9 protein-coding genes are annotated in these 16,386 nt (G+C 36.5%); 3 read left to right on the forward strand and 6 right to left on the reverse strand.

The window, feature by feature from the left end:
• Window positions 1-44 precede the first annotated feature (44 nt).
• The 3 genes from ACKX2A_RS03305 to ACKX2A_RS03315 all read left to right on the forward strand — a co-directional run bounded on the left by ACKX2A_RS03305 (window position 45) and on the right by ACKX2A_RS03315 (window position 4,059).
• Window positions 45-2,180, forward strand: a complete 2,136-nt coding sequence (locus tag ACKX2A_RS03305) for a hypothetical protein (protein ID WP_415327611.1) — start codon at window positions 45-47, stop codon at window positions 2,178-2,180.
• A 309-nt stretch (window positions 2,181-2,489) separates the two neighbouring features.
• The gene (locus ACKX2A_RS03310; protein WP_415327612.1) at window positions 2,490-3,533 is read left to right on the forward strand and encodes a GntR family transcriptional regulator; all 1,044 of its coding nucleotides are present in this window, start codon (window positions 2,490-2,492) and stop codon (window positions 3,531-3,533) included.
• Between the two features lie 106 nt (window positions 3,534-3,639).
• Window positions 3,640-4,059 carry a nuclear transport factor 2 family protein gene (locus ACKX2A_RS03315; RefSeq protein ID WP_415327613.1) on the forward strand — a complete coding sequence of 140 codons (420 nt, stop codon included), beginning with the start codon at window positions 3,640-3,642 and terminating at the stop codon, window positions 4,057-4,059.
• A gap of 98 nt (window positions 4,060-4,157) precedes the next feature.
• On the opposite strand, the gene ACKX2A_RS03320 is transcribed toward ACKX2A_RS03315, so the two are convergent.
• The 6 genes from ACKX2A_RS03320 to ACKX2A_RS03345 all read right to left on the reverse strand — a co-directional run bounded on the left by ACKX2A_RS03320 (window position 4,158) and on the right by ACKX2A_RS03345 (window position 16,218).
• Complete coding sequence (locus ACKX2A_RS03320; RefSeq protein WP_415327614.1) at window positions 4,158-5,309, reverse strand: alpha-hydroxy-acid oxidizing protein; 1,152 nt, start codon at window positions 5,307-5,309, stop codon at window positions 4,158-4,160.
• A 95-nt stretch (window positions 5,310-5,404) separates the two neighbouring features.
• Window positions 5,405-6,790, reverse strand: a complete 1,386-nt coding sequence (locus ACKX2A_RS03325; RefSeq protein WP_415327615.1) for an FGGY-family carbohydrate kinase — start codon at window positions 6,788-6,790, stop codon at window positions 5,405-5,407.
• 383 nt (window positions 6,791-7,173) lie between these two features.
• Complete coding sequence (locus ACKX2A_RS03330; RefSeq protein ID WP_415327616.1) at window positions 7,174-8,454, reverse strand: sugar isomerase; 1,281 nt, start codon at window positions 8,452-8,454, stop codon at window positions 7,174-7,176.
• Window positions 8,455-8,685: 231 nt separating this feature from the next.
• Window positions 8,686-10,788 carry a bifunctional aldolase/short-chain dehydrogenase gene (locus ACKX2A_RS03335; protein WP_415327617.1) on the reverse strand — a complete coding sequence of 701 codons (2,103 nt, stop codon included), beginning with the start codon at window positions 10,786-10,788 and terminating at the stop codon, window positions 8,686-8,688.
• Window positions 10,789-11,109: 321 nt separating this feature from the next.
• Complete coding sequence (locus ACKX2A_RS03340) at window positions 11,110-13,176, reverse strand: RagB/SusD family nutrient uptake outer membrane protein (RefSeq protein ID WP_415327618.1); 2,067 nt, start codon at window positions 13,174-13,176, stop codon at window positions 11,110-11,112.
• A gap of 9 nt (window positions 13,177-13,185) precedes the next feature.
• Complete coding sequence (locus ACKX2A_RS03345) at window positions 13,186-16,218, reverse strand: SusC/RagA family TonB-linked outer membrane protein (RefSeq protein ID WP_415327619.1); 3,033 nt, start codon at window positions 16,216-16,218, stop codon at window positions 13,186-13,188.
• Window positions 16,219-16,386: the final 168 nt, after the last annotated feature.

Below are 16,386 nucleotides of genomic sequence, written 5' to 3' on the forward strand. Positions count from 1 at the left end.
TCGTGTATTCGTGGCTGAAAAAATTAAAAAATAAATGATCTAAAATGAAGAAATTAGTCATATATCTAAGCCTTTTTTGCATTGGATTTTCTCCTCTTAATGCTCAGAAAATCGACCGTAAAAAAGTCGTTCAGCGACATAATATTATCAATGTAAAAGCAGATACTTTATCGTCTTTAACGGTGGGAAACGGAAAATTTGCCTACACTGTCGACATTACCGGAATGCAGTCGTTTCCTGAATATTATAAAAACGGAGTTTCTTTGGGAGCGCAGTCTGAATGGGGCTGGAACAGTTTTCCGAATACTGAAAATTTCACATTCGATGAAACTTTAAAAGCTTATGATTTCAATAATGACGGAAGAAAGGCATTGTACAGCGTTCAGTTAAAAGAGCCGGAACGTAACAAAAAAGCAGTTGAATATTTCCGTGTGAATCAACATCGTTTGCAACTCGGAAATGTTGGAATTGAAATGTATAAAAAGGACGGTCAGAAAGCCAAAATTTCAGATTTACAAAACATCAATCAGAAAATTGATTTGTGGACGGGAATTATTACGAGTGAATTTACTGTGGAAGGAATTCCTGTAAAGGTTTGGACGGCTTCTTTTCAAAATTCAGATAAAATTGGAGTTAAAATTGAATCGGATTTAATTTCTCAAAAAAGATTAAAAGTATTCGCGCACTATCCTTCTCCGACCGGACAGTTTTTGGATGACGCAGCTTTTTACGGAAATGAAAACGATCATTCTACAAAAATTATTTCATCAAGTTCAACTCAGGGATTGATTGAGCATAAATTACAAACGGCTGATTATTTCACACAATTGTATTTTACTGATGGAAAATTAAGTGAGGCGGGAAAACATTATTTCATTTACGAACCATCTACAAAAAACAAAACTGTTGAATTAAGTGTTGAATTTTCAGCTAAAAATCAGAAAACTTCTAAAAGTCTGTTTGTTGACGCAGAAAAAGAAAGTACAACAGGCTGGAAAAACTTCTGGGAAAGCGGTGCAGCCGTTGATTTCGAAGGAAGTACAGACAAAAGAGCAAACGAACTGGAACGCAGAGTTGTTTTGTCGGAATACTTAACGAAAGTTCAGTGTGGAGGAAGCAATCCGCCGCAGGAAACAGGTTTGACATTCAACAGCTGGTACGGAAAACCGCACACAGAAATGCATTGGTGGCACGGCGTTCACTACGCTTTGTGGGGAAGACCGGAAATTTTGGAAAAACAATTGGATTATTATTTTCGATCATTCGATAAAGCAAAAAAATTAGCGGAAAGACAGGGTTACAAAGGCGTTCGTTGGATTAAAATGTCGGACAATGAAGGCAATGAAAGTCCATCTTCCGTCGCTGCATTTTTGATTTGGGAACAACCACATTTGATTTACATGACCGAACTTTTATATCGAAATAACAAGGATAAAAAAGTTTTGGAAAAATATAAAGATCTGGTTTTTGCAACGGCGGAATTTATGGCTGATTTTGCGACTTATGACAAAGAGAAGAACCGTTATAATTTAGGAAAAGGATTGATTCCTGCACAAGAAGTTTTCCCTGCAAAAGACACTTATAACCCGACTTATGAGGTTGCATACTGGGATTGGGCGCTGAAAGTGGCTCAGCAATGGAAGGAAAGACTGGGTGAAAAAAGAGACAAAAAATGGGATGATGTTATTTCTAAATTGGCTCCGCTTCCGGTTCAGGATGGAGTTTATTTATCGACAGAATCGGCGAAAGATTCTTTCACATTTCCAAAATGGATGACGGATCATCCTGCAGTTTTGGGCGCTTTGGGAATGGTTCCTGAATCTCCGAAACTGGATAAAAAAATCATGAAAAATACCTTAGATATCGTTTGGGAAAGATGGAACTGGGAACACACCTGGGGTTGGGATTTTCCGATGACGGCAATGACGGCTGCAAGATTAGGCCTTCCAAACAAAGCTTTGGATGCGCTTTTCATGAATATTCAGACCAATACTTATTTGAAAAACGGTCATAATTTTCAGGATGGAAGATTGCGAATTTATCTTCCGGGAAATGGTGGTGTTTTAACAACCGTTGCCATGATGTTGGAAGGTTGGGACAACTCAACAGGAGAATTTCCGGGCTTTCCAAAAGACGGAACCTGGAAAATAAAAGCTGAAGGTTTCAAGAAAATGCCTTAATTTTTTTCACATTCATATAGTTCGAAGTCTGTTCCGAAAGGGGCAGGCTTTTTTGTTTAAAATTTTATGATTGTAGATCAAAATTTACTATTATTTTAACTTAAGCTGTAATTTTTGGTGATTTTATTAATTTAAACTTTAATTTGACCAAAAACACAACTCACTAAAAATCAAATATTTAAATTATTTTTTAGAATTAAACATGACGGATATCAGTTATTCTATTTTTTTGTATCTTTTCTGAACCGTTAACCCCTTTTATAAATTAGTTTTTTAATAAGCTAATCATAATTTTTTGTACCGAAAGCCATGGCAGAAACGTTTGAAATAAACATCAATGAAAACTCCAGAGTTCCCAAATACAAACAGATCGTAGATTCTATCCTAAACGGAATTGATGGTGGAGAGATTAAAATCGGAGAAAAAATTCCTTCTATTAATGAACTTAGTGAATCATGCTTTCTTTCGAGAGATACTGTGGAGAAAGCTTACAAAGAGCTTCGAAAAAGGCAAATTATCGAATCTGTGAAAGGCAAAGGCTATTATATTTCGCGCATTAATAAAAATGACAGCATCAACATTTTCTTTTTAATCAATAAACCAAGCACTTACAAAATGATGATTTACAATTATTTTGTGAATGCAATCGGTACCAAAGGCAATGTTGAAATGTACATTTATCATTGTGATGAAACACTTTTTATTAATGCCTTAAAAAAGAATCTAGGCGGGTTTGATTATTACGTGATTATGCCCCACTTCCGGGACGAACAATCCAAACACACAAGTTCAACAAAAGAAGTTCTTGAAATGATCGAAAAAATCCCGAAGAACAAATTGCTGATGCTTGATAATACAAAACCCAATATTTCAGGGGAATATGGCTCTATTTTTCAGGATTTTGAACATGATATTTATGATGCATTAGAGGAAGGTTTAGACAAAATTAAGAAGTACGAAAAAATAATTTTGGTGTATCCGGATAAGTCAATTCATCCCTACCCTTTCCGTATTGTAAGGGGTTTCGAAAAATTTTGTAAAGATTTTAAACTAGATTACGAAATTTTGGATGAAATTTATCCCGACATGGAATTGCAAAAGGATATTTTCATCACGATTCGCGAACGCGATTTGGTGAATTTGGTAAAACAAGTGAGACAAAACAATCTAAAACTAGGCGAAGACATCGGAATTATTTCCTACAACGAAACACCTTTGAAAGAATTGCTTGGAATTACAGTAATTACAACGGATTTTAAAGCAATGGGAGAATCTGCAGCGTACATGATTTTGAAGAATAAAAAGGAATCTGTGAATAATGTGTTTAAATTTATTCAAAGGGATTCTTTGTAAATTTTTGTTGATATAAATATTTTAAAAGCGCAATCGATTGCATCAGTTTATACAATTAAGAAAAATATTATAAAAATTAATTATGATTAAAAAAATAATTTTTACCATGAGTTTCATAGCGGCAATTACTGTTTCCGCACAGAAAATATCTGATAAAGATGCTGTAACAGCTTCTGCGGAGAAATTGAGATTAGCAATGGAAAGCGGAGAAAAATTGGCGTTAGAATCTTTGATTTTACCTGAACTGACTTACGGTCATTCTGGTGGTCATATCGATGATGCAACAGAATTTGTTGAGAAACTGGTTAGCAAAAAATCGGATTTTGTAAAGATTGATATTACGAATCAAACCGTAAATATTGTAGGAAATACGGCGATTGTTCGTCAACATTTTTATGCAACGACAGCCGATGCAGGAAAAGCTCCGGGAGATGTGACGCTGGATATTTTATTGGTTTGGGCTAAAGTGAAAAATGACTGGAAATTGTTGGCAAGACAGGCGGTAAAATCTGAGAAAAAGAAATAATAAATTGGCTGGAAGTTGGAAGAGGGAAGCTGGAGGTTGTTGAACGCGTAATTCACTAACTTCCAGCTTCCCTCTTCAAGCTTCCTTACCTAAGGAAACTACTTCACTCTAAAGTTCTGCAAGTCCTCCGGTTTTTCGCAGCAAACCTGTTCCATTACCTGTCTGAACTGCATTTTCAGCATTTCAATAATGTGATCTCCACCTTTATCGCCTAAAGCTCCGACTGCATACATGAAAGTCCTTCCCATAAAGGTAAATTCCGCACCGCAACTCAATGCGCGGGCAACATCCGGGCCGGTTCTTACGCCACTGTCCATCATGATTTTGATCTGACCTTTATATTTTTCGCTGATTTCTTTTACCACTGCAATCGTAGATTCTCCCGCGTCCAATTGTCTTCCGCCGTGATTGGAAATAATCATTCCGTCAAATCCTAAACGTACCGCTTCTTCTGCGTCTTCGTCTGAAGCAACGCCTTTAATGACCAATTTTCCTTTCCATTTATCTCGAATCGCTTTGATTCTGTCTGAATTTAATCTCCCAGAAAATGTAGAATTCATGAACTGTCCCAACTGTTTCACGTTCATGTTTTTATCCATGTATTTTTCCATTGTTTTAAAACTTGGAACACCATGTTTCAGGATTTCCAGACACCATTCCGGTTTTGCCAAAGCCTGAGAAACATTTCTGAAATTCAGTTGTGGAGGCATTGCTAAACCATTTCGGATTTCTTTTGCTCTGTAACCGAAAGTCGGAACGTCAGACAAAACGCACAAAACATCATAACCGGAAGCCTCACAACGGTCGAGAATATCGTCTCGTAACCACTCTTCTCTTGGATGATATAATTGATACCAAGCTTTTCCTTCCGTTAGTTCCGCAATTCTTTCGATACTGCTTGTCGTAACGGTACTTAAAATGAAAGGGATATTATGTTTAAAAGCTGCTTTTGCTAAAATTTCCGGAGCATTTGGCCACATCAAACCCTGTAAACCAACAGGTGAAATTCCGAAAGGTGCAGAATATTTTACGCCAAATAATTCGGTTTCCATATTCGCTTCTGCATACGTATTATTCAAATAACGCGGACGAAGCAAAACTTCTCGAAGTTCATTTGTATTTCGGTCTCTGTTGATATTTTCGTTGCAACCTCCATCCAAATATTCGAAGGCAAAACGAGGCATTCTTTTTTTGGCTCTTTCAATCAAAAGTTCAAGGGAAGCGTAACGGGTATCAAATGGAAATGACATAATTTGTTGTTGGATATTGGTTGATAGTTGTTGGTTTAATATTTTGCTGTCTGTTAACTGATAACAATTAGCCAACAATCAAATATATTATTATATTATAAATTTAAAATTAATGGTTGAAGCACTTTCATCTGATAATGCTGCTGTAAAAACGTTTCATCGATTTCCTTGTTCGAAATCACCATCGAAGCTCCCAACGCAGAACCTAATGGAGAATGCGTCGACATTACGTGATAATCTTGAAAATGGTGAGACATCAGCTTCATAAATACATCATTATCGGTGAATCCGCCATCGATATAAATGGTTTTAATTTCTGAATTTCCGATTGCATTTTTAATGGTATGAATCTGTAAATCCATCAGTTCGATCATTAATTGATGATAGGCTTCTTCAAATGTAGCAAAAGAATTTAAATCTGTCGCACTGATCATTTTTCTTTTTAAAATAATACCTTCAAAACGAAAATATACCGCTTTGTGTTTCATCAAACGAAGGTATAAATCCTGATCAAAATGAACTTCTCTATGATAACCATATTCTTTACCATAATGATTACACAATTTTTCAACCTGAATTTTGTATTCATTACCCATAAAAAAACGGGATGCTTTCACACGTTTGCCATCGATTCGCATATAATTCAGGCAGTTGTTTTCGATGTCTTCATCCGTTAAACTTTCATCATTAAAAGGATTCAGAGAAATACTCCACGTTCCTGTTGAAAGCAACAAAAACGGTTCTTTTTTACTTAAAATATAAGGTAAAAGCGCAGAAGAACTGTCGTGAATTCCAACGCCGATTTTGATTTTTTTGTTTCTGTAAGAAGTGTTGATACTCGCAGAAGTCGGTACAATCGGAGGCAATAAAGCGTCGATTTCTTCTTCATAAACCCAGTCGTGATAATCGGCTTTGTCATAATCCCACAAATTGGTGTGGCAGCCTATTGAAGTAAATTCCGACACACAAATTCCGGTAAACAAATACGATAAATACTGAGGCAAATGAAGACTGTAACGAATCTTTTTGAATACTTCCGGATGTTTATATTTTAACCAAAATAATTGTAATCCTGAGTTCAGCATTCCTGCTTGTGGTGAAGCGGTTTCACGGGCGATTTTCAGTTTGCTTCCGTGTTTTTCGTAGAATAAATCAAGGATTTCATCATCCATCGGTTTGGTGTAATTGTACAAAGGAGTGAGGACATTTCCTTTCTGATCTAAATGTACAAAACTCGCTCCGTAAGTGGAGAAATTAATAGCTTTTACATCAAAATTTTCATCATCCAAAATGGAATTAAAATTATCTTTAATCCAGTTTTGCAATGCGGCAAGGTCTTCTGTCGGATAACCGTCTTCATCCGTTGTGAGCGGCAATTCTGTATACTCACGGACGATTTCTTTATAATTTTTATTAAATAAAAAGAATTTTTTATTGGTCTTTCCAATATCAAATACGATGGTTACCTTTTTTTTAGACATTCTTGGGATGAATTTTTTAATAGCACTAATAGTTTTCACTAATGACACTAATTTTTGCTGATGATTTATTTAAACGCAAAGTTCGCAAAGATTTTTTTTTGACTATCATGCGTTTTTTAAGTTCGCAAGGGCGTTTCACTCAGCAAATGATAATTATGTTTATTGAATATTCAATTTAAATTTAGTTATTTTTCTAACACCATTAAGGAGTGTTCAGATATTAAAATTTATATAGAAAAAAATCCACTAATTTCTGAGGCGGTAAAGCCTAAAATTCTAACGATCTAAACACTTTCAACCTTAATGATTAAAAAAATAAGGATACATATAATTACGAACTTTCGATTGCACCTGAAAGTTCAAATTACCAATTTAAAACAGGTTTATAATCCTGTTGCTTTTACATTCAGACCTCTTTCTGAGATTAAGTTTTCTCTTACTTTAAGATTTCTGTAAGCCGCAATCGGATCCAATGCTGCACCTGTCTGTAATCTTGCAGCTATCAATAATGGACGAACATCGGTTCTGTAGGCATTCTGTAAAATTTCCTGTGCATGAACGACATCGTTATTTTGTTGTGCATCTTTCAATGCTTTCTGATCTACCAAAAGTGCCTGAGCATAAGCAATTAAGATCGCTTCCAAAGATTGGATTAAATCTTCCAACGGATCTTTGATGTTGTGACTCGCATCGATCATCCAAGCCGGATAAGGGTTTTGAGGATTGTTTTCAATTCCGTACACCAATTCATTGAAAATCAAGAACAAAGCGTAAGGTTTGATTGATCCTACCGTTAAATCGTCGTCTCCATATTTACTGTCGTTGAAGTGGAAACCTCCCAATTTTCCTTTGTACATCAAGGTTGCAACGATTTGTTCGATGTTTGAATTCGGTAAATGGTGACCTAAATCTACCAAAGTATACGCTCTATCTCCGCAAGCATTTGCTAACATAAATGAAGTTCCCCAATCCTGAATTGTTGTTGAATAGAAATTCGGTTCGTAAGGTTTATATTCGATGAATAATTTCCAGTCTTCCGGCATTCCTGCGTATATTTCCTTTAAACTTTGTTCTGTTTTTGACAAAGCATTCTGGAAATTCAACTGTCCCGGAAAACTTGCTCCGTCCGCTAACCAAACGGTTAAGCTTTTTGAATCTAATTCTTTTCCGATTCTGATTACTTCTTTGTTGTGTTCAACTGCGTACGCTCTTGAATCTTCATTAATTGAATTTAAAGAACCAAATTTATAGGAATGTTTTGCATTCGGCTGATCTTGGAAAGTATTTGAATTCATAGCATCAAAAACCAATCCGTGAGAGGCTGCTTTTTCTTTAATCGCCTTCACATCACTCGGAATATCCCATGGAATATGTAAAGAAACAGCTCCCGCAGAGTGCGTTAAAGCGTGAATCAATCCAACATCATCTAATTTTTGTTCTAAAGAAGAAGGTTCGCCACCGTAAGAAAATCTTCCGAAACGAGTTCCTCCCGCTCCTAAAGCCCAACTTGGAATGGCTACCTGAAAATCGGCAATTTTGTTGACTATTTCAGCAACATTTGCGCCTGATTTTGTTAGTTTATTTTGTAGAAAATCAAAATCTATATTAAAATTTTCAACTTCATTTTTATTGTACTGTTCAAGTATATCTTTTTCTATAATCATGATTTGATTTTTGATCTTTATCTATAATTATTCACAGATTTCACACCGTGTTATTTTATGTCTTCACAGGATTGCATCCTGTACTATTGTTATGTTGCAACAGGACTTCACCCTGTGCTGTTTTATGTCGCCACTTCGTGGCTCTATTTTTATTTTAGTTTTAATTAATTGAAGGCTTAGCATCATTGTAAGCCTTCAATTTAATCATAATTCTTTTTCAGCGTTGAAATTTTATCTTGGGAACGCATTGGCCATTCCGCCATCTACATTGATGATATTTCCTGTACTTTTATCCAGAATAGCAACACAAGCGAAAACTCCGTTGGCGATGTCTTCAGGAAGGATAATTTCGTTTAATAAATTTCTTTTTGCGTAGAATGCCGGTAATTCTTCAACAGAAATTCCGTTGGCTTTTGCACGGCCTTCCGCCCAAGAACCTTCCCAGATTTTGCTTCCGACGATAACTCCGTCCGGATTTACAACATTCACTCTGATTTTATCTGATGCCAATTCAGCAGCCAATAATCTTGTCATGTGCTGTTGAGCTGCTTTTGCAGTTCCGTAAGCAACGTTGTTTGGTCCTGCAACCAATCCGTTTTTACTTGCGATGTTTACGATATCTCCGCCTAAACCTTGTTTTTTGATGATTTCAACACCATTTTTAGACATTAAAAACTGACCTTTCACCAAAACATTCTCCAGTAAATCCCAGTCTTTTGTTGTTGTATCTTCCAAAGATTTAGAAATCGCCAAACCTGCAGAATGAACAATAATATCTACTCCACCGAAAGCTAAAACAGTTTCTTTGAAAGCATTTGCAATCGCTTCTTCACTCGTTACATCACATGGAACGCCAACAGCCTGATCTTTATTATATTTTGAAGTTACGGCATCCAGAGCTTCCTGATTAAGGTCTGTGAAAACTACAACGGCACCTTCAGCAACCATTTTATCAGCAATTGCCTGTCCGATTCCGCCTCCGGCTCCGGTTACGACAGCAATTTTTCTTGAAAGAGGTTTTTCTTTTGGCATTCTTTGAAGTTTTGCTTCTTCCAATAACCAATATTCGATATCGAATGCTTCCTGTCTTGGTAACGAAGTGTACTCGGAAATAGCTTCTGCACCACGCATTACGTTGATCGCGTTTACATAAAATTCGCTTGCAACACGTGTTGTCTGCTTATCTTTTGAGAAACTGAACATTCCCACTCCCGGATAAATGATGATTACCGGGTTCGGATCACGCATTGCAGGGCTGTTCGGATGCTTACAAGTTTCGTAGTATTCTTTGTATTCTTGTCTGTATTGCTCGAAAAGTGGCGTTAATTTTTCAAGGATAACTTTAGCATTAGATAAATCTTCATTTTTATCTAAAGTCAACACCAAAGGTTGAATTTTAGTTCTTAAAAAGTGATCCGGACAAGAAGTTCCAAGAGGAGCTAATCTTTCCAAATCGTTACTGTTGATGTATTCCAACACGACATCGCTGTCTGTGAAATGACCAACCATTCTGCTTTCAGAAGACGCTAAACCTCTTAACAAAGGCATAATCTGAGCCGCTTTATTTTTTCTTTCTTCAGCAGGAAGAGATTCTACTTTTTGTCCTCCGAAAACCTGTCCTTTTTCCTCGATTTTTTTAGCAATATATTCAGAAGCCATCTCGATAACCTCAAGACTGTTGATATAACATTCATAAGAAGTATCGCCCCAGGTGAATAGTCCGTGACTACCTAGAACAATCCCTCTGATGCCTGGATTATCGTTTAAACACTTTTCTAATTGTAATCCTAAGTCGAAGCCAGGACGCTGCCATGGAATCCAACCCATTGTATCTCCCCAAATCTCTTTTGTGATCGTTTCACTGTCTTTTGCAGCAGCAACCGCAATAAGAGCATCCGGATGAAGATGATCGATATGTTTGAATGGAAGAAGTCCGTGAAGAGGTGTATCAATAGAAGGTGCTTTGCTGTCTAAATCGAAAATACAGTGATTGAACAAACCTACCATTCTATCTTCATCCGCAAGACCTTGATAAACATTTTTAAGGTTACGAAGTCTTTCTGTATACAAACCTGCGATTCCTTTTCTCGTTAAAGTTCCGATGTCTCCACCTGAACCTTTTACCCACATTACCTCAACTTCTTCGTTGGTTAACGGGTCTTTTTCGATGGTTTTGCAACTTGTATTTCCTCCTCCATAGTTTGTGATTCTAAGATCTGCCCCCAAAATGTTCGAACGATACAAAAATAAAGCAACCTGATCGTCTCCTAAAGCCGCTGCCTTATTTTCGTCCCATAGATAGTCTACATATTTGAATGTTTTTACTTTTTCCATTGTTTGTCTTATATTTCTAAATTGTAACCCAAAAATAGATGGTAAAATTTGTTACAGCATCCCGTACTATACTGCTAAATGCTGAATTTAAGGATAAATTAATTTTCACTTTACTTCGATTAATTTAACTTTACAACAATCTAGTTTCAGGTCGTTTATAATTAATATTCTGTGATGAAGTGTTGTTTAATTTAAACCATTGAAAAACATGATATGATAAAACTCATTGAAAAAAGAGCAAAGCCCTCATTTAATTATAAATTTTCCTCATTTAGAATCTTATTTCTCAACAGTTTAAATTAGATTTAAATGGTTATCAAATTAATACCCCGGAAGCTGCGTCAAGTTCGGATTATCAACTAACGGATGCCCGGCAGTAGCTGCTGCAAAAGGAAGCAATTCTGTTTTGTTTGGTACAAATCCGTAGAAGAGTCCGTCCCCTCCACCTTCGATCCAGTTTGGATAGGTTCCCCCGTTTTCAGCAGAACCTGTTGGTTTTGTATAAATAATATTTCCGATTTGAAGAGCATTAAATCCGCTGGTAAATCCTACTGCTTTTCTTGCGTTTCCGTTGAAAGTACTTGTATAGGCTTCAAACATTCTTGTAGGATACCATTTGTCTCCAGCTACAACAGTTTGTCCATGTGCAGTTACAATACTAGCCAAAGCAGTCTGATAAGCAGCATACCCTGTCGAAGCTGTAGGAACATTCTGAACGATTGCAATTTCAGCAGGATTCGTTATTTCTATATACTTAAGTGCTAAGAAAGTATCTCCATAAACCTGTGCATTTTTTTCAAATTTATAAAGACGTAAAGCAGGTGTATTCGCATATGCTCCGGTTTTGTTTGAAAGGTTTTTCATCGCCTGTTTTGTAGCCTCAATTTCACTTGCCAAACGATTCATTCTTATTAAATCTGTACGAAGATTAAACTCTCCTGCAAATTCCCATTTACGCTCCTGAACAATAGCAGATTCAAAAGCCTGCTGACCAGTTGGAGCCGGTATATTTCCGATTCCTGCACGGTTTCTTACCTGCATAAGAGCAGCAGTTCCAGCAGCAGTTGGTCCACCATTTAAGTAATTTTGAGTTTCGGCATACATTAGTAAAACATCTGCGTATCTTAAAATAGGAATATTTAAATTACGTGCATCAGCAGCCTGTGGAGCAACGCACCATCCCATTCTGAATTTACCGGACATGATGCAAGAGAAAGTCGTTCCAACATTTACCCAAGTATCTGTTGCCGCACCTGCATTTAAGAAATAAATACTGTAAGAAGTACAAGAAACATCTCTACGTGTATCTCCCGGATTAAATGACAAATAATAACTCGGAAGAATAAACTGTAATGCTTTTCTTGATCCGTAAGTTCCTCCGCGAGAACCTTCCATTGCATAAACTCCAAAAGCTGAGTTGGTATTGGCTCCGTATTCAGCGATATGCCAAAGCATTTCCGGATTTGATACAGAAAATTTTCTCTGATCAAAATTATACCACAACGCTTCAAAACCGCTTTTACCACCCTGAGCCTGTACTAAGCTAGCTGTACCTCCATTAATAACCGCTGCAGCTGCATTATCCGCAATTTGATAAAGCTGCTGAACTCTTGCATTATCACTTCTTCTCGACATTGTACCGGCAGCGCCTGTATTAAGATCCCATCGTAAAGAATACCCTGCCGCATACAAAGCAATTCTTGCTAAAAGACCATTACCGGCTGCTTTCGTTAAACGTTCTGTTGATGTTCCCGCAGCAGGTAAATCATTTACCGATTCCTGCATATCTGCAATTACACGATCATAGATTACATCGCGGGAAGTACGTTTTGGATATAAAGTATTCGGATCGTTGGGGTCTGCATCTTCCAAAGGGATCCAAACTGCAGGAACGTCTCCATAAACACGGATCAGATTGTAATAGCAAAATGCACGAATAGCTTTTACTTCTGCCAGCAAAGAATTACGCTTTGCACTTGGCTCCATTTTGGCTAATCTTGTGATTGCAATATTGGTTTTTTCTATACTGGAATACATTGCAGCATAAATCCCTGTTACTGTGTTAGGAGTATATGCATCGTATTTATAATTACAAATGTTATACTTAGAATTATTAGTAGATCCGTCCTCAGACGAGTGTGTTACTGTATCTCCCGCTCCAAGCTGATAATACATTTCTGTAGGAACTAGTCCTCTGTAACAACCCTGAACAAAAAGATCTGCAGTATCTAAGCTTTCAAAAACCGTATTGGTATCGGTAATATTATAAGCAGGCTGATCCAAAAAATCTGCGCTACAAGAATTGAAAAAAAGTCCGGCAATTACAAGAGAAGGAATTACCACTAATTTTTTCACAAAAATTGATTTATTATTAATTATATTTTTCATGATTAAATATTAAAAAGTTAAATTAATACCAAGAACATAACTTCTTGAACGTGGGTAAGATGAAGTGTCATATCCAGGTGTAATTGCCACTCCGCTCGCTGCTGAAACTTCAGGGTCATAACCAGAGTAACCTGTAATAGTCGCTAGGTTATTCACTGTAACATAAATACGTGCATTCGTTACTGAAATTTTATTTAAGAATTCTCTGTTTAAGCTATAACCAACTGTTAATTGAGCAATTCTCAAATAAGATCCATCTTCCACGTAATATGATGATGGATAAGCAATATTTGCCGTATTGGTATTGCTTAAACTCCAAAGTCTTGAGTTTTCATCTGGATTAAGTTCCTTTAATCTCGCTAAATTTGTTGTTGCCTGTCCTGTATTTGGATCGATTAAACGATAATAATTGTTTCCAAATTCCGTAGGTACGTTCTGGAACATGGCATAAGGGCTTAAACTCTGTTTGGTTGCATTATAAATGTCTCCACCCACACTGAACTTCATGAATACAGCCAGATCAAATCCTTTGTAAGAAAAATTGTTGCTAATCCCTCCAATAAAGTCAGGTGTCCCGTTTCCGATTTTCACTAATTTTCTTGTAAATTGATCTCCTGCATCATTATCTGCAGCAAATTTCATATCTCCAGGTTTCGGAGTTCCGGTAGCTGGCTTTACAACACCTGGTTTCAGCGTCAATGTACCGTTTGCAGCCTGAATAAAATCATCAGTCGTATAAACACCTTGATAAACATATCCGTACATATCTCCTAGTTGCTCCCCTACTTTAGCATAATACGTTACCATTCCCGATCTGCTTCCACCTACGCTAAATGGTCTGTTGTCTCTTCCATCCAAAGCAAGAACTTTAGACTTATTAAAACCAATATTAGCATCCGTCGACCATCTGAAAGCTCCTGATTTTACGTTAATAGTGTTAAGCGTAAATTCCATACCGCGGTTTCTCATCACTGCAATATTTTCATATCTTGTTGAATATCCTGTAGATACTGGAAGTCCAACCGGCAACAACATTTTATTTACATCATTATTGTAAAATTCTGAAGTTAATTTTATTCTATTATTTAAAAAGGCCAAGTCTACTCCAATATTCGTTGCTTTCATCTCCTCCCATTGTAAATTTGGATTACCAACAGTAGAACTTGTCGTAAATGCCGGATTTGTAGCATTATTATCGGAAGGATAAGTAGTAAGAACCAGGTTTGTGGTGTATAAACTATTTCCAATATCATTGTTCCCGGTAATACCGTACTCAAATCTTAATTTAAAATCATTAACAATCTTATTAACCTTGCTGTCTTGCCAGAAATTTTCCTGAGAAACACGCCAAGCCGCTGCTACTGAAGGGAAGTTTCCCCACTTTTTATTCGAACCAAATTTTGAAGATCCATCTCTACGAAAAGTAGCTGTTAATAAGTATCGATCATCATAGCTATAGTTTACACGTCCAAAGTAAGAACTTATTGCGTATCTTGAATTATCTACATTTTTATTAGATACTGTTGCATTGTCAATATCATATAATCCATAATTAAAAAACGGAAATTTGATTAATGTCATGCTATTACTCTCGGCTTGTTGATAAACAGCTTCCTGCCCTACCAAAACATTAACTTTGTGCTTTTCTGCAAATGTTTTATTAAACGTTAAAGTATTGGTAATCTGATAACGAAATGATTCTGCATTTCCAATGCTTCCATTAATCCCGGTGTTGACAGGATCCGTTAAATATGCTCTGGAATTTTCATCTGAAAATGAAGTAGATTTACTGTTATTCCAATTGTAAGATCCCGCAGTTCTGAATGTGAAATTCTTTAAGAAATCGAATTCGATCCCCGCATTGGCAACAAATGATCTGAAACGTCTGTTGGATTGTGATGCTTGAGTTTCTATATATGGATTTTCTGTATCAAAACTGGAATCTAATCCTGAATAATCACCATATGTTTGAGTGTTGAATAATTCATCCTGTGTAAATTTTGTTCCACCCGTAATTGGCTGAAGAAGGATTTTTTTCATTCCTGAATAAGCTCCTCCTCCGTTCGTAGAATTGGAATTGAACATAGAACTGAAGTCTACTCTTATTCCTTTATACAATTCTGAATTTACATTGGCACGCAATGAATTTCTAGTCTCACTGTAATTGGCTAACAAACCATCCTGCTTATTATAATTGTAACTAATGTATGCCTGAGTTTTGTCATTTCCTACAGAAACGTTAACATTTTGATTTTGGGTTGTCCCTGTACCACCAAGCATTTTATCCTGCCAATCCAGCGCGGGAGCCGTTGCATATCTGTTGCTGATTCTACCATAAACTCCTGTATAAAATCCCGGAGTATCGGTTCCCAAACTATTATCGAAAACATTACTCCATTGAGTTGTCTTTCCTGAAAGTTGTGCCAGTTCGTATTGATATTTCACATAGTCTTCCGAATTGGAAATCATATCCAGCTTCTTCGAAAGCATATCGAATGACATGAAAGAGTTATAATTAACAGTCGTTCTTCCCTTCTTACCTGTTTTTGTTTTAATAACAATAATACCGTTGGAACCACGCGCTCCATAGATCGCAATTGCAGAAGCGCCCTTTAATACATCAACACTTTCGATATCGTTTGGGTTGATAACATTTAGTGCATTGTCCAATTGGAAGCCATCTACAATGTAAAGTGGTTCTGTACCTTGAGTAATAGATGCTCCACCACGAAGAGTAACGTTTGCACCAGCTCCGGGAGCACCACCTGCTGTCACAATATTAAGACCTGCTGCTCTTCCTTGTAGTGCTTGAAGAGCATTCATTGCCGGTGTCGCAGCCAATTCTTTAGCAGAAACCGATGCTACAGATCCTGTAAGATCAGATTTTTTTACTTTTCCATAGCCAATAACCACAACCTCCTCAATTTCTTTCGTTTTTGCAGAATCCTTAATTGTTGTTTGCCCAAAGACAAAACCAGACGCAAGCAGAAATAAAGGTGCAATTAATGGCTTTAAATTCTTGTTAGTATTTTTTAAAGACATATATTAAGTTTTAGTAACATTCATTTTATTTAGCCAATGTACATTGTTACAAAAATTCTGGCATCCTGCCATATCCTGCATTGTTTTTTTCATAATTTATCTTAATTAAGTGCAAATATTTAATTTAAATTTAAAAAAACACAGTAATTTAATTGAAAAATTCAAAAT

Origin of the sequence: Chryseobacterium sp. MMS23-Vi53, from assembly GCF_047651245.1 — a bacterium.
Taxonomy (GTDB): Bacteria; Bacteroidota; Bacteroidia; order Flavobacteriales; family Weeksellaceae; genus Chryseobacterium.

Excerpts from the sequence above, each read along its gene's own strand:
- ACKX2A_RS03305 (WP_415327611.1), top strand. The coding sequence starts at position 45 with ATGAAGAAATTAGTCATATATCTAAGCCTTTTTTGCATTGGATTTTCT.
- ACKX2A_RS03310 (WP_415327612.1), top strand. The coding sequence starts at position 2,490 with ATGGCAGAAACGTTTGAAATAAACATCAATGAAAACTCCAGAGTTCCC.
- ACKX2A_RS03315 (WP_415327613.1), top strand. The coding sequence starts at position 3,640 with ATGAGTTTCATAGCGGCAATTACTGTTTCCGCACAGAAAATATCTGAT.
- ACKX2A_RS03320 (WP_415327614.1), bottom strand. The coding sequence starts at position 5,309 with ATGTCATTTCCATTTGATACCCGTTACGCTTCCCTTGAACTTTTGATT.
- ACKX2A_RS03325 (WP_415327615.1), bottom strand. The coding sequence starts at position 6,790 with ATGTCTAAAAAAAAGGTAACCATCGTATTTGATATTGGAAAGACCAAT.
- ACKX2A_RS03330 (WP_415327616.1), bottom strand. The coding sequence starts at position 8,454 with ATGATTATAGAAAAAGATATACTTGAACAGTACAATAAAAATGAAGTT.
- ACKX2A_RS03335 (WP_415327617.1), bottom strand. The coding sequence starts at position 10,788 with ATGGAAAAAGTAAAAACATTCAAATATGTAGACTATCTATGGGACGAA.
- ACKX2A_RS03340 (WP_415327618.1), bottom strand. The coding sequence starts at position 13,176 with ATGAAAAATATAATTAATAATAAATCAATTTTTGTGAAAAAATTAGTG.
- ACKX2A_RS03345 (WP_415327619.1), bottom strand. The coding sequence starts at position 16,218 with ATGTCTTTAAAAAATACTAACAAGAATTTAAAGCCATTAATTGCACCT.